This window comes from Mucilaginibacter sp. Mucisp86 (assembly GCF_047324315.1).
Taxonomy (GTDB): domain Bacteria; phylum Bacteroidota; class Bacteroidia; order Sphingobacteriales; family Sphingobacteriaceae; genus Mucilaginibacter.
Window position 1 is genome coordinate 5247062 of sequence record NZ_CP168503.1, and the last position, 15206, is coordinate 5262267.

12 protein-coding genes are annotated in these 15206 nt (G+C 43.1%); 3 read left to right on the forward strand and 9 right to left on the reverse strand.

Annotated elements, in window-relative coordinates; all coding sequences use genetic code 11:
- The first annotated feature begins 115 nt into the window (after positions 1–115).
- Positions 116–2008 (forward strand): prolyl oligopeptidase family serine peptidase, encoded by a 1893-nt coding sequence (locus ACEN9X_RS22135; protein ID WP_413667198.1) that lies wholly within the window; start codon positions 116–118, stop codon positions 2006–2008.
- Between the two features lie 103 nt (positions 2009–2111).
- Here ACEN9X_RS22135 and ACEN9X_RS22140 read toward each other — a convergent pair whose 3' ends face one another.
- From ACEN9X_RS22140 to trpS, 9 genes are all read right to left on the reverse strand, one after another.
- Positions 2112–2648: a pyridoxamine 5'-phosphate oxidase family protein gene (locus ACEN9X_RS22140; protein WP_413667199.1), complete on the reverse strand. Its 537-nt coding sequence runs from the start codon at positions 2646–2648 to the stop codon at positions 2112–2114.
- A gap of 486 nt (positions 2649–3134) precedes the next feature.
- Positions 3135–4499, reverse strand: a complete 1365-nt coding sequence (locus tag ACEN9X_RS22145; RefSeq protein WP_413667200.1) for an exonuclease domain-containing protein — start codon at positions 4497–4499, stop codon at positions 3135–3137.
- A 222-nt stretch (positions 4500–4721) separates the two neighbouring features.
- Positions 4722–6566, reverse strand: a complete 1845-nt coding sequence (gene yidC, locus ACEN9X_RS22150; RefSeq protein WP_413667201.1) for a membrane protein insertase YidC — start codon at positions 6564–6566, stop codon at positions 4722–4724.
- 22 nt (positions 6567–6588) lie between these two features.
- Positions 6589–8199 carry a CTP synthase gene (locus ACEN9X_RS22155; protein WP_413667202.1) on the reverse strand — a complete coding sequence of 537 codons (1611 nt, stop codon included), beginning with the start codon at positions 8197–8199 and terminating at the stop codon, positions 6589–6591.
- A 198-nt stretch (positions 8200–8397) separates the two neighbouring features.
- Positions 8398–9930, reverse strand: a complete 1533-nt coding sequence (locus tag ACEN9X_RS22160; RefSeq protein WP_413667203.1) for an ATP-binding protein — start codon at positions 9928–9930, stop codon at positions 8398–8400.
- A 3-nt stretch (positions 9931–9933) separates the two neighbouring features.
- Positions 9934–11070 (reverse strand): FIST signal transduction protein, encoded by a 1137-nt coding sequence (locus ACEN9X_RS22165; RefSeq protein ID WP_413667204.1) that lies wholly within the window; start codon positions 11068–11070, stop codon positions 9934–9936.
- Between the two features lie 275 nt (positions 11071–11345).
- Complete coding sequence (kdsB, locus tag ACEN9X_RS22170) at positions 11346–12080, reverse strand: 3-deoxy-manno-octulosonate cytidylyltransferase (protein ID WP_413667205.1); 735 nt, start codon at positions 12078–12080, stop codon at positions 11346–11348.
- A 9-nt stretch (positions 12081–12089) separates the two neighbouring features.
- Positions 12090–12704 (reverse strand): deoxynucleoside kinase, encoded by a 615-nt coding sequence (locus ACEN9X_RS22175; RefSeq protein ID WP_090524476.1) that lies wholly within the window; start codon positions 12702–12704, stop codon positions 12090–12092.
- Positions 12705–12831: 127 nt separating this feature from the next.
- Positions 12832–13827: a tryptophan--tRNA ligase gene (trpS, locus tag ACEN9X_RS22180; protein WP_091211325.1), complete on the reverse strand. Its 996-nt coding sequence runs from the start codon at positions 13825–13827 to the stop codon at positions 12832–12834.
- 37 nt (positions 13828–13864) lie between these two features.
- Between trpS and ACEN9X_RS22185 the strand changes: the two genes are divergently transcribed.
- Together ACEN9X_RS22185 and gatC are read left to right on the forward strand one after the other, a co-directional pair.
- A complete protein-coding gene (locus ACEN9X_RS22185; protein WP_413667206.1) occupies positions 13865–14620 on the forward strand; it encodes a lysophospholipid acyltransferase family protein in 756 nt (251 codons plus the stop codon).
- 137 nt (positions 14621–14757) lie between these two features.
- Entirely contained in the window at positions 14758–15048 is a 291-nt protein-coding gene (gene gatC, locus ACEN9X_RS22190) for an Asp-tRNA(Asn)/Glu-tRNA(Gln) amidotransferase subunit GatC (RefSeq protein WP_121227576.1), read from the forward strand.
- Positions 15049–15206 lie beyond the last annotated feature (158 nt).

Consider the following 15206-nt stretch of genomic DNA (forward strand, 5'->3'; position numbering starts at 1 on the left):
TGTTTTTATGAAGTATGTTATGTTGATTTTGGTTGCATTGGCTTTTAAGCCCATATGTGCCCAAGTTGTTAAAAAGCCGCTTAAGCCCACGGATTTATATAAACAGCCAACGCTGATGGCTCCTCAGTTATCTCCCGACGGTAAATGGTTGGTTTACGAACTATCTGAAGTGGATACGGCTAAGGATAAGCGCATATCTCACTTATGGATGCAAAGCTTCGATGGCAAGCAGTCCATTCAGCTTACTTATGGCGATGAGCCCGCCTCTACCCCCAAGTGGACACCGGACGGTAAGTTTATTTCTTACCTGTCTGAAAAGGACTCGAAAAATGGTGGCCAGATTTGGCTGATGGACAGGCGTGGAGGAGAGGGGCATAAGCTCACCGATATTAAAGGTGAGATTGAAGAATATGTTTGGTCGCCGGATAGTAAGAAACTGGCATTAATTATAAAAGACCCGGAAAACAAGGGAAAAGAAGCACCCAAAACTACGCCACCTATCAAAATAGACCGCTATCATTTTAAACAGGATATTGAAGGGTACCTGCAGCATTTGCATTCGCACTTATACCTGTATGATGTGGGCTCAAAAAAGCTGGATACCCTCACCTGTGGCAGAATGGACGACGGCTCGCCACAATGGAGCCCCGACGGGAAAACTATTGCCTATGTAAGCAACCACACTGCCGACCCCGACAGAAATGAAAATACAGATATTTTTACAATAGAAGCTAAACCGGGTGCTGAACCTAAACAGCTTACTACCTTTACCGGTCATGATATTAATCCCGTTTGGAGCCCGGACGGTAAGCGTATTGCCTATCTCCGTTCAACAAGCGATGCTGATTATTTTATTTACCAGCATGATGTTTTATTCCTGATGGATGCCGACGGAAAAAATAATCGCCCGTTAACTGATCAGCTGGACAGGCCTGTTAGCAATATTGCCTGGAGCAAGGACGGTAAAGACCTTGAATATGTAGTGAGCAGCGACAGGATCCGTTATATCATCAGGTATAATTTGCTTCTCCGCAAATCGGTATTGGTTTATAAGGGAAATGAATGTAGCTTTTCTGATATAGCAGGCCATTCATTAGGAATATGGGTAGGGCGGATGACCACACCATATATGCCTAACGAATTGGTAGCTATTGAAAATGGCAAGGTCCGCCGTTTAACTTTTCACCAGGAAAAATGGCTGAGCGAGGTTAAGCTGGCTTATGTGAAAGGTTTCCAGTCGTTTAGTAACGATGGTACTTTGGTATCCGGCATTTTATATATGCCGGATAGCGTGGTTACCAAAAAAATGCCATTTATTCTTTACATCCATGGTGGCCCTACCGATCAGGATGAGTTTGAGTTTGATGAGATCAGGCAAACGCTTGCTTGTGCCGGGTATGCTGTAGCTGCTGTAAATTACCGTGGCAGTACCGGGCGCGGTATAGAATTTACCAAAGCCATTTATGCCGATTGGGGCAATAAAGAAGTTAAAGACCTGCTCGGAGCAGTAGATGAACTGGTTAAACTTGGCATAGCCGATAAAGATCGCCTTGGTATTGGTGGTTGGAGCTACGGCGGCATCCTTACTGATTATACTATAGCGACTGATACCCGCTTTAAAGCAGCTTCAAGTGGGGCGGGCAGCGCATTGCAGCTAGCTATTTACGGATCTGATCAATGGGTAATGCAGTACGACAATGAATTAGGGGCTCCATGGAAGAATGCTGATAAGTACATCAAATTATCTTATCCTTTTTTCCACGCCGATAAAATAAAAACGCCAACCCAATTCATGTCGGGCTTAAAGGATTTTAACGTGCCGACCGGTGGAGGAGAACAAATGTATGAAGCACTGCGGTCGCAAGGTGTACCAACACAATTGGTACTTTATCCCGGTCAATATCATGGTATCACTGTGCCCAGTTACCAGATTGACAGGTTGCAGCGGTATATCGAATGGTTTGATAAATATTTAGCCCCCCAGCCCCCTAAAGGGGGACCTTTTTGATAAGTTTAAACGAAATTTGAAAAGGCTTGAAATTAATTACTCAAGCCTTTTCAAATTCTTTAATTCATGAAATTCAACAAATTCGGGTTCAGACATTCTGATTTCAGATAGTCAATTTTCCTTCTACCGAATCATCAATGGTTTTGCCTATGGCTGCTCCTGCAAGTCGTTTTACGAATGCTATTGCATTGCCATGTTTATTGTCCCAATAATACCCCTCGGTAGGCTCAACTTTGATTACGCTGATACGCGGATCATCAATGCCTTTAGTAAACCATACTTTTAATGTCGGTTCCCATAGCTCTTTGATTTTTTCCTTGTCTTCGATAATGGTAGCGATACCATAAAGGTTCAAAAAGTCAGAGTATCCCGATCCCTGGAAAAGCAGGTGAACAAACGGATCTTTAGTTAACTCATCATTTTTATGACTGTCATTAGCGCTCAGGAACCAGAAATTACCTTCATCGTCAATTTGCTGTGCCGACATTGGCCGTACAGAAGCCGGCACGCCGGTTTTAATATTACTTACAAAGAAGCAGCTCTTTGCACTTTCGACCAGTTCCTTGATTTTAATCAGGGCTTCCCGGCCATTCAGGTCCTGCATGTTGTCTTCAGGCTGTTGTTGATTGATGCTATCCATTTTTAAGTTTTTGTTGGTAAATGATATAAGAGTAACCAATCAAAAACTCAATTGTGTGGGATTTGTTAACTTAATAGATAATTATTTATTTAGAAGTGATATATGGCGCCCCGATGCATTTCCGTTACGTCATTGCGAGTAACCACCAGAGAGACCCTGGAAAAAATCGTGATGACGTGCAAAATATATTTTAGGGAGTTGTGCGGAGGCCGCGTTAGGGACTGCAGTGTAAAGCCAGCAGCGTGTGTAGGGAGTGAGGGCAGGAAAGGCGAGGACTTGTAACGGAAAGCCCGGGCCGCAGGCAACGCCTATGTTATAAAATCAATTTGAAAAAAATATTTAATAATCAACAACTTACGATCACGTCATTATAAGGTACGAAGCAATCGCGAACTTTACAGAGGCATTAGCATGGCTTGGTCACAAGTCACCCCCTCCAGGGGCCACCACACAAGACTTGCGCCATTAAAAGAGAACATTGGCTGCCTACCCAAATACCACCATCCTGTCCGGATACTTAGAAGCGTAAGTGGCTACAATATTTTTGATATAATCATTCCCGGGATAGGGCGTAAGATAGCTTTTGAGTTGCTGCACATTATTGGCATCAAAGTAATGAGAGATATAGCCCATGCCATAAAACTGGCCTTTCTCAACTAAAATACAGCTATGCTCATCGCCCGTGCGACCTTCATCCCTGATGGCATAAGTAGGCAATGCCTGCTTGAGCTGATCGATGGCATTATTTACTTTTTTGTTATAGCTATCGATAGGCTCAACGCCTTCGCAGGCGCATGCGTTTCCGGCTGCGCCGGTACATGGCTCATTGTTTTTTTGTATAAAGCAAAGCTTAGGGCACAGTTCAAATGCTTCTATCAGTTTATTGAGCAGGTTATATCCGTCAAGCAGGGAATTGTAGGTATATATCGGATCGCTGTATTTACGATATTTATCCACCGCCAGGCGAATGTAGCCGCGCTGGTCTTCAAAAGCGTAAAGACAGAACGCGTTTTCGAAACGCTTTAACGAACGGTTGTATTTTGGCCAAAGGCGTTTGATTTCGATGGCCTCCAATACAAAGGCTATGAGTTCGGTGCCACAAACCTGGTAGGTTATCTGGTGGATATTGCGCAAAAACTCCTGTCGCTGAAAACCAGGATTATTGCCTGTAAAATGGCTGCTTACCCGTTTTTTAACGTTTTTGGCTTTACCTACATATATTACCTTGCCTTTTTGATCATGAAAGTAATATACGCCTGGTGTATATGGTAGCTGGTCGATATCCTTTTTTGACAGGTTGGGTGGCAATAGCTGGTCTTTTGAACCCAGTTTGAGAGATTGTTTAATATGCCCGTCCGTATCGCTGTTTAGTAACAGTGTAAACAGTTCGGCCGTAGCTTCGGCATCACCCATAGCGCGGTGGCGGCTTTGGTTATCAATACCCAAATGTTTACATAATTTGCCCAGGCTGTATGATGGCAATCCAGGCATTATTTTGCGACCAAGCCTCACGGTACACAGTTTATTGGTTTGCAGATCATACCCCGCGGCGGCAAGATGGTACCTGACAAAAGAGAAATCGAAGTTTACGTTATGGGCAACGAAGATCTTGCCGTGAATGAGATGATAAATATCGGCTGCCACGTCTTCAAAAGGAGGGGCATCCTTTACCATTTCATTGGTAATGCCGGTTAAGGCGCTGATATAGATAGGGATGTCACGCTGTGGGTTTACAAGCGTTTCAAACCGTTTCACTACTTTTTTACCGTCATGTATGCATATGGCTATCTCGGTAATGCCATTTGCGCTGGCATGTCCCCCGGTGGTTTCTATATCGACAATTGCATACATTATTTCAAATGTAATATAATTTTGCTAATTATTTTAGTTGGATTTAAAAAAGTCGGAAAGTCCGCAGTCCGGAAGTCCGAAAGTTTTTTGTTGGGGAGAAATCGATCGATCCAACTTATAAAAACAGAAACTAATAAACAAAAAGCCCCTGGGAAATTTTCCCAGGGGCTTAAATATCTTCCGGACTTTCCGACTGCGGACTTCCGACTAAAGACTAAAAACTTAAGACTTCTTATTCTTGTTAGCCTGAATCTGTTGTTGCTGGCGCATCATTTCTTCCATTTTAGCGCTAAAACCTGATTTTTTCTTTTTGGTATCTTCAGGTTTCTTTTTGTTTTCCTGGATCTGGGCATGGATCTTCTTATCATCAACCATGAATTTGATCAGGTATTGTTGTAAGAAGGTGAACATGTTGGCCAGGAAGTAGTAGTAGTTCAAACCTGCAGGGTAGCTGTTAAGCGTAAACAGGAATACAATAGGAGTGATGTAACCTATATATTTCATCTGTCCTGTAGCACCCGAGATCTGGTTGTTGAAATAAGTATAGATCAACGTTGAGATGGTCATCAGCAAACACATTAAGCTAACGTGGTTAACGCCGCCAAGGAAAGCTACAGGAGCAAACTTGATAACCGAATCATAAGTTGAAAGGTCATGCATCCACAGGAAACTTTCGCCCCTTAGCTCAAATAAACTTGGGAAAAAGCGGAAGAACGCGATAACAATTGGCATCTGAATCAGCAATGGTAAACAACCACCCAATGGGTTAACGCCTGCTTTTTTGTACAGTTTCAGGTATTCTTGCTGTAACAAAGTAGGGTTATCCTCACCAACTTTAGCTTTGATCTCATCCATTTCTGGCTTCAGCACGCGCATTTTGGCCATAGAAAGGTATGATTTGTAAGTAAGCGGCGACAACACCAGTTTCAACAATACAGTTAATACCAGGATAATTAAACCATAGTTCCAGTTAAACTTGTTAAGGAAGTTAAATACCGGCAATACCGCAAAACGGTTGATGTACTTTAACGGTCCCCAACCCAGGTTAACCATTTTGTCAAGGTCATGACCCTGATCTTTTAAGGTATTAAAACGGTTCGGGCCGAAGTAAAACTCCAAAGGTAAAGAACCATCTGCAGCGCGTGTAAGCGACAGATCGGCCTTCATTTGTTTTACATCAGTAGTATCATTAACATCGGTAGCAACGGCAATATCTGTTTTGGCTATGGTGTTTTTCGCGATCAGCACATTTGAAAAGAAGTGCTGTTTGAAACCAACCCAGGCCATTTTTTTATCGCTGATATTTTTCTGATCGTCTTTAGCTTCGCTCAGGTAATCAACATCGCCGTCAGTATTGTAGTAGTATACTGTAGAGTACTGGCGCTCCTGTTTCATGTCCTTTTCCTGTTTGTGCAGGCTGGCTGCCCAGTTCAGGTTATAGGTACTGCTGTTGGCAATTACAGCATCAAGGCCGGTAGGCTTAATGGTTAAGCCAAGTTTAAAGCCATCGCCTTTTAAACTGTATATATAATCAATATACTGGGTTGGGCTGTAGCTTAAACGCATAGTCACCGAACCTGAATCTTTTTCGGCTACGGTAAGCGCTTTTGCACTTGGTGTAAAATAGTAATTGTTGGTGTTGATATTGGCAACCCCGGCGGCAAACTTTAACCCAAACTGGTTATTGTCGCCACTAAAAAGTACCAAAGGCTTTTTATCAAAAGTTTTGTAGTTTTTTAATTCAACTGAGGCAACTTTACCTCCCTGGGTGCTTAATTTAATAAGCAGTTCTTTATTTTCAATAGTAACAAACTCTTCTTTGCCAACAGAAGCGGCGCCGAAAGGCATTTTCAATAAAGCCGAATCAATTTTGGCTGTTTTGGCAGTATCAAATTTAGCTGCGGTTTTTGCAGCGGCGGCAGCGGCTACACCAGCTTTTTTCAGCGAATCCTGATGCTGTACTGCGCGCTCTTTTTTAAGGTCGGCTTCCGATGGCTTTAAAAAGTATATCGAGCCGGCAATGATCGCCATGATCAGGAATAATCCTGTAAACGTATTTTTATCCATTATCTAATTATCGTACAATTACTTATTTTTTGCGGGCATAAGCCAGCGAAGCGGCGACAAAGTTAATAAAAAGTGGGTGCGGATTAGCAACTGTTGATTTTAATTCGGGATGAAATTGCGAACCAACAAAAAACGGGTGGTTTTTTAACTCAACAATCTCCACCAGACCATTGTCAGGATTTATGCCAGATGGGGTAAGGCCAGCAGCCTCATATTGTTTAAGATAGTCATTATTAAACTCATAACGGTGGCGGTGCCTTTCCGAAATATGGTTTTTCCCATAAATGGCAGCAGCTTTAGTACCTTTTTTAATATCGCAAGGATAAGCGCCCAAACGCATGGTGCCACCTTTCAGGGTGATGTTTTTCTGATCTTCCATCATGCCGATAACCGGGTGCGGTGTTTCAGGGTTCATTTCGGTACTGTTAGCATCCTCAAGGCCTAATACATGGCGACCAAATTCCACCACGGCGCATTGCATACCTAAACAGATCCCAAAGAACGGAATATTATTTTCGCGCACATGACGGATAGCCTGGATCTTTCCTTCAAAACCACGTTCACCAAAACCCGGAGCAACCAATACGCCATGCATGCCTTTCAGTTTTTCAACAGCGTTTTCAGGAGTTAACTGTTCAGATGGGATATATTCAATGCGTACTTTGCATTCCTGTTTGGCACCTGCGTGGATAAATGCTTCGGTGATTGATTTATAAGCATCAGGAAGCTCTACATATTTACCAACCAAAGCAATACGTACATCGGCAGTTGGGTTTTTAAGGCGACCAAGAAAATCTTTCCAGTTTTCGAGGCTTGGTTCGTTTTTGTGCGGAAGCTTTAACTTGGTCAGTACGGTTTTATCAAGCTGTTCTTTCAGCATCAGCAAAGGCACGTCGTAAATACTTGGCGCATCAATTGATTCAATAACTGCGTTGATGTTTACGTTACAGAATTGGGCTATTTTTTTACGAATATCGTTAGTTAAGTGATGCTCGGTACGGCAAACCAATACATCCGGTTGGATACCGTATTCCAATAGCATTTTTACCGAGTGCTGGGTAGGTTTGGTTTTCAATTCGCCTGCTGCTGCAAGGAATGGCACCAGCGTAAGGTGGATAACCAAAGAGTTGTTGGAGCCAATTTCCCAGCGGAATTGCCTAACAGCCTCGATATATGGTAACGATTCAATATCGCCTACAGTACCACCAAGCTCGGTGATCACGATGTCATATTCGCCGTTTTCGCCCAGGATGCGGAAGTTTCTTTTAATTTCGTCGGTAATGTGAGGTACTACCTGTACAGTTTTTCCTAAAAAAGCACCTTCACGTTCTTTGTTAATCACATTTTGGTAAATACGACCGGTAGTGATGTTATTAGCTTTTGAAGTAGGGGTATTCAAAAAGCGCTCATAGTGACCAAGGTCAAGATCGGTTTCTGCGCCGTCTTCGGTAACATAGCATTCGCCGTGCTCATAAGGGTTAAGGGTTCCCGGATCGATATTGATATAGGGATCAAACTTTTGGATGGTTACGCGGTAACCGCGCGATTGAAGGAGTTTGGCTAAAGAAGCAGAGATTATACCTTTTCCTAACGATGAGGTAACACCGCCCGTAACAAAAATATATTTAGTCATGATTTTTTTTGAAAATGACCGGGCTTTTATACCGCGACCAATTGTTTCTGTACGGGATACAAAAGTACGAAAATTTTCACGCTTCGGCGTATCTGTTTTTCAAAAAAGGAAACTGTTAATGTGTTTTGTTTGTAAGTTTCTTTTAAAGAGTAAGTTAGTTGTCCGTTTACAACTAGGATGCTCAAAAGAAAAGCGATGCTATGCACTTTCCTTTTGCCTGCTGTACATATCTATTTTACGGTGCAGTTCATTTGGGTTGAAAGGTTTGCTCACATAATCATTCATACCTACGGTAAAGGCCATATCTTGGATATCAAGCATGGCTGATGCGGTAAGGGCTATAATGGGCAGCTTTTTGTACTTATCGCCGGGGAGCTCACGTATGGCGCGGGTAGCCTGGTAGCCATCCATTTCGGGCATTTGCAGGTCCATTAAAACCATATCATAATCATGGGTTTGCACCAGCATTAAAGCAATCTCGCCGTTTTCGGCCACGTCACATTCAACTTCCCATTGTTTCATGAATTGTTTTGCCAGTATCACGTTGATCTGGTTATCTTCAGCAATTAACAGTCGAGTACCTTTAAGGCTTTTTAAGCGGTAAAATTCATCGCCATCGGCCGTACTGCTTAATTGTCTTTTACTGTTTTTAAAAGTAAGACTGAAGTTAAATACCGAGCCTTTACCATATTCGCTTTCGACAGTAATATCGCTGCCAAGCAGTTGCAACAGGCGTTTGGTGATGGTTAAGCCCAAGCCGGTGCCGCCATATTTACGTGTGGTATCTGAGCTTGCCTGGCTAAAACTTTCAAAAATATGGTCAATTTTATCGGGTGTGATACCTATGCCGGTATCGGCTATTTCAAAATCAATGGTTGATGAATCAGCTGTGTTGCCTGCCAAGGAAGCGGTTACGGTTACCTTGCCTTTGTGCGTAAACTTAACAGCATTGCTCATCAGGTTTGTGAGGATCTGGCCTAAACGCACAGGATCGCCAATGATTGCATTAGGCAAGTCCTGATCCATCATTAGTTTTATCTGGATATTTTTTTCGTTTGCCTTTTGCAGCAGGGCAAGGCGTATGTTTTTGATCAGATCGGTGAGACTAAAGTCAACACTTTCAAACTCAACGCCGCCGGCCTCTATCTTGCTGAAATCCAATATATCATTGATGAGCACCAAAAGGTTTTCGGCCGAAAACTTCAGGAAGTTCAGAAATTCCCTTTGTTCGGGCTTGGGATCCTGATGGATAAGCAGGTGAGTAAAGCCAATAACCGCGTTCATCGGCGTACGGATTTCGTGGCTCATGATACTCAGGAACTGCGCTTTGGCCATAGCAGCTTTTTCGGCAAGTTCTTTTGAATGGATGAGGGCAACTTCCAGTTCTTTGGCTTTTGCTATCCGCTCATGCAAAAAGCTGATGATATGGATGAGATCATCGTCCGAGTCGGAGATGTTTAGCTCAACATCAGGATTAAGCGCCCTGATAGCTTCCTTCAGTTGAGAGATGGAGCGCTGTTTGATTTCGTTTTGTAACCTCAGGTTATCAGTAACCGTTACATATTCACGTTCGCTTACATTAAAGGCATGATCTGCCAGTTTTATCGACTTTTCAAAGTTTTTGAAACTATTGTTAACTGCACCCAAAAACTGCAAAATAGCGCCATCTTCCAGGTATTGTGCGGGGAGCAATTTTTTTATCTGTTTATCCAATAAGTGATGGTACTCCATAGATCAGCGCTCGGTAATGGTTGTGATAGTCATGGTTTGGTTGTGCAACTCGCAATTCGACCCTTTATTAAGGGGGGATAATTCTCCGTACGAATAAAAGCCAGCCATAGATGTTTTATTCCCGAAAATATGCTTAGCCGCCATTAATTCTTCGTCTGTTCGCTCATTAAGTACCAATTTACGGCCTACACAGCTAATCAATATCGCCAGATCAGCCTGCTCGGGGCCGGTTATGGTATCGGTTGCTGCCGATGAGGAGGCGCTGATCAGTTTGTCAAAATTGGCTTTCATCAGGCGTACTTTACTGCCTTCGGGCAGGTTGCCTGCAAAAGTCATTGATTTTTCATCCTCGTTAACGCTCAATATAGTTCGTACCAGTTTTTTATCAGAGCCCTCAATAGTTAAGGATAACGGGAACAGCAGTGCCGAACCGGGTAGTTCTTTAGCATATTCGCCCAAATATTCTTTGTAAAGATCCAGTGCACTCTTACCGTCTATCTCAAAAAGTACATTTTTATCCGATCGGGTTATGGTTCGCTGAGGCCCAAACTCCTCCCAGCCCCCGCTTGAACCGTGGCTGATGTGCAGGTTATCACCATAAAAGCCAATGGCTATTACATTACCTTGTGCAGGAATCGCATTGAGGCTTGTAAACGTGCTGCTAAACCGAGCTGCGTCGCCGGCCAAACCACCGCTAACGGGAACCTTACCGGGGTTATCGCGGTTAAAACCATCAACCAGTTCGCTACCGTTTATAAAAGTTCCGTCGGATATGATGAATACGCAATTTAACCCTTGTTTATCCAACTGCGACATCAGAAAAGCACCGGTCTCGGCGCTGTTGGGCTGTTCGTTTACATGTGTAGCGGTACAGGCAATGGATGATTTTTCCAACTCAACTGCGGTAACAACAATGCTGTCGTCATATACATCACTGCCCATGATTTCACCCGATGTGGAGGCGAATACAATATTGGCATTTGGATAGCCCGCTTTAAGGTAATCGTAAATTTCGGGAACTGTAATTAACTGCGGCGCACCAAAAGCAAGCACCAGCTGACATTTTTCAGCATTAAAATTAGGATCGGCAAAGTAGTTTACCCACCCATTGTGTACAAAGTGATGTTGCCTTATCCTCATTGTGGTTTCAGGTTAATGGTTTCAGGTTAATAACACTGCTATGCTATACATGAAGTTAATGAATTACAAAGCAATAATTAGTTAAAACACGAAAGTATCAAACGCATTGTTGTTATGGTAAATAAACTTGATTTTTAATAGTAGAGCTATGTTTCAATAGTTTAGCAGCCGTTAATATTGTTTGTTTACGACTTATACGAAAGAGTTACGGTAAGGTTGTAAGCGCAGGAAGCGGTTCGTTAAAATTTAGGGAGTTTGATATTGAACAGTAAAAACTATATATCAAACTTTAGTTTTTCCAGGTCTTCAGGAACATCAACGGCATGAGTTTCCAGTTCGGTTTCAGCAACTTTAATGCGGTAGCCGTTGTCTATCCAGCGCAATTGCTCCAGGCTTTCGGCCTTTTCAAGCGGGGACACCGGCAGTTTGGTAACTTCCTGCAATACATCTGCGCGATAACCGTAAATGCCAATGTGTTTAAAAAAGGTATGAAACTCCAGCCAGTTTTCGGGCTCCTGGCCGCGGATATGGGGCAGAGTGGCTCGTGAAAAATAAATAGCTTCAGATAGTTTATTGATCACCACTTTAGGTGAGTTGGTATTATGGAGTTCCTGCTCGGTCTGGATTCTTTTTACAAGGGTGGCCAATTGTGTATCAGGGTCATTAAAACAGGCGGTTAGTTTTGTGATCTGTTCGGGGTCAATGAATGGTTCATCGCCCTGGATATTGATGATCACATCATAGCCCGGATGCAGGCTGGCTACCTCTGCACAACGGTCGGTGCCGCTTTGGTGGTTGGAGCCCGTCATTACAGCAACGCCGCCAAAATCGTTTACATGGTTAAAGATCCGGTCGTCATCGGTGGCTACAATAACTTCGCTCAGGCTCAAGCATTTTTTTGCCTGCTCGTACACACGTTGGATCATAGTTTTACCGCCGATATCAACCAGCGGTTTACCGGGAAAACGTGAAGACGCGTAGCGGGCGGGTATGATGCCTAAGATTTTCATTTTGTGCCTTTAAAACAACCCGTTAATCTCCCGTTCAATCAGGTTTACGATGGTAGCCATATCCTCGGTATTGTTCGCAAAATCAAGATTGTCCTTATCCAGGATCAGCAGTTTACCCAATTTATAATTGTTGATCCATTTATCATATTTCTCGTTCAGTTTTGAAAGATAATCTAAACGGATGCCTATTTCGTATTCACGGCCGCGGCGCTGGATATTGCTTACCAGGGTAGGTACCGATGCTTTTAAATAAACCAACAGGTCGGGTGGTTTAATAAACTCGGTTATATTCTGAAAAATTGATTCGTAGTTTTCGTAATCGCGCGTGGTCATCAAACCCATATCATGCAGGTTTTCTGCAAAAATATAAGCATCCTCATAAATGGTACGGTCTTGAATGATATTGTGCCCGCTCTTCTGGATATCGATGATCTGGCGGTAACGGCTATTCAGGAAGTAGATCTGCAGGTTAAAGCTCCAGCGTTTCATATCGCTGTAAAAATCCTCTAAATAAGGGTTGTTATCTACAGCTTCATACAATGGGTCCCACCCGTAATTTTTGGTCAGCATCTCGGTAAGGGTAGTTTTTCCGGCGCCAATATTTCCTACAATAGCTAAGTGCATACTTTTTAGTTCATGGGTTATAGTTCATGGTTCATAGCTGATGTTTTTGACGAAGCACTCCTGCTATTTTGAAATGAAACTCCGACTAATATACACTATGAACTATGAACTATCAACTACCCGCTAGTTAAAATTTCCTGAAGCCGATGATCTCTCTAACCTCTCTTATTGTTTTTGATGCGCTTTCGCGGGCTTTTTCTGCCCCCATTTCGGCTACTTTGCGCAGGTAATCGGCATCATTGGCAATGGCATTGATCCGGTCGCGGATAGGGGCGGTTGCCAGTACCATATCTTCGGCAAGCTGTTTTTTCAGATCGCCATAGCGGATAGCCATTTTATTATATAGTTCGTCAAAGTGGGCAACGGTATCGGGCGTTGATACTACTTTCATCAAATCGAACAGGTTTTGGATCTCCTGTGGTTTTTGCTGGTTTTCAACCGTTGGGCCGCTGTCTGTTACCGCACGCATTACTTTTTTACGGATGGCTTCCGGAGTATCACCCAAAAATATGGCATTGCCTTCGCCTTCCGATTTGCCCATTTTTCCTTTGCCGTCTAAGCCCGGGATCTTTACCAAACTTTCGCCAAAGCTAAAAGCAAAAGGCTCAGGGAAATAATCGTGATTATAAAGCCTGTTGAAACGGTTACCAAAAGTGCGGGCCATTTCAAGGTGTTGCTCCTGATCTTTACCTACGGGCACTTTTACGGCTTTGTGTATAATGATATCGGCAGCCATTAATACCGGGTAGGTAAGCAAGCCTGCGTTAACGTTTTCGGGGTTGGCGCGTACCTTGTCTTTAAAGGATGTTGCCCGTTCCAGTTCGCCCAGATAAGCGTTCATGTTCAGGTACAGGTATAGCTCGGTAACCTCCGGTACATCTGATTGTACATAAATAGTAGCCTTTTCAGGGTCGATACCCGCGGCCAGATATTCTATCAGCACCTGTTTTACATTGCCATGCAAGTTGGCAGGTGTGGGGTGTGTAGTTAACGAGTGGAGGTCGGCAATAAAGAAAAAGCAGTTGTATTCATGCTGCATTTTTATAAAGTTTTGCAACGCTCCGTAATAATTTCCTAAGTGTAAGTTTCCGGTCGATCGGATACCACTAACAACAGTCTCCATAGTGTGGCGAAAGTAAGGAATTTTTCTATTTTTGGTGATGATGAAAATGATATTGAGAAAAGTGCATGTATATCTTTACGTTGTAAGCGTGGCCATGGGCTATCTTATATTATGGCCTTTTTTCTATTATTTTTCACGCAAACCTGAGCGTTATCAAACCCTCAATTCATTCAGAAGGTTCTGGGGGTTAGTTAGTTCGGCCTTTGTAGGGATTTTTTACCGTTTTGAATATGAACAGCCGATTGACTGGAGTAAGCCTTATATCATTTGCCCCAATCACAGCTCCAATCTTGATATTTCGGCAATGTGTATCCTGGTGAAAAGTAATTGCTGTTTTATGGGTAAGCAGGAGCTTGAGGAAGGCCTCGTAACCGGGCTTTTTTTCCGTACGGTGGATATCCCTGTTAACCGGGATAGCAAGATGTCATCATTCCGGGCATTTAAAAAAGCATCCGAAAAATTACAGGAGGGCGTGTCGCTTATCATATTTCCCGAGGGGGGGATTTCCGATAACTATCCGCCCCAGCTTTGCCCGTTTAAAAATGGCCCCTTCAGGCTGGCTATTGAACTTAAAATACCTATCATCCCGGTAGTGTCGGCAAATACCTGGCAGATACTTTGGGATACCGGCATTAAGCACGGCAGCAGGCCAGGGATTTCTAAATTTAAGGTCCATAAGCCTATTGAAACCGCCCACCTGAGTATTGACGATGCAGATGCATTACGCGACGAAGTGTTTAGGATTATGGACCGGGATTTAAAGCTTGGGAACCCTGTTCCTACCTTCGCTTAGTCAATTATATAACAACAGACCGGGAATTTGTAATATATTTGTACATAAACCCATTTGAACGGCCTTTATAAATTAAATGATGCCGACGCTTTGCGCGATGAGGGTTACCCTACTATAATATAAAAATTACAACAGGCATGACCATTGATAAAGAAACCGTTGAAAAAGTAGCCCACCTGGCCCGCCTTGAACTTACCGAGACCGAAGTACAGGATACCATGAAAGATATGAGCAAGATACTTGATTTTATGGCCAAACTAAATGAGGTGGATACCACGGGTGTTGAACCGCTGGTTTATATGACCACCGGGGCCAACGTGCTGCGTGAGGATGTGGTTAAACAACAAATTACCCACGAAGAAGCTTTGGAAAATGCTCCTAAGCATGACGATGACTACTTTTTAGTAGCCAAGGTTATTGAGAAATAAGTTTTTAGTCCGAAAGTCGGGAAAGTCCGAAAGTCGGTAAGTCGGAGAAGTCCGAAAGTTAAGAAGGTAGTAAGTTAGACTGAAAACTTGCGGACATCGGACTTACGGACATCGGACTATCAACACTAAAAATAAAAACCACTGTAACATTAGGCACC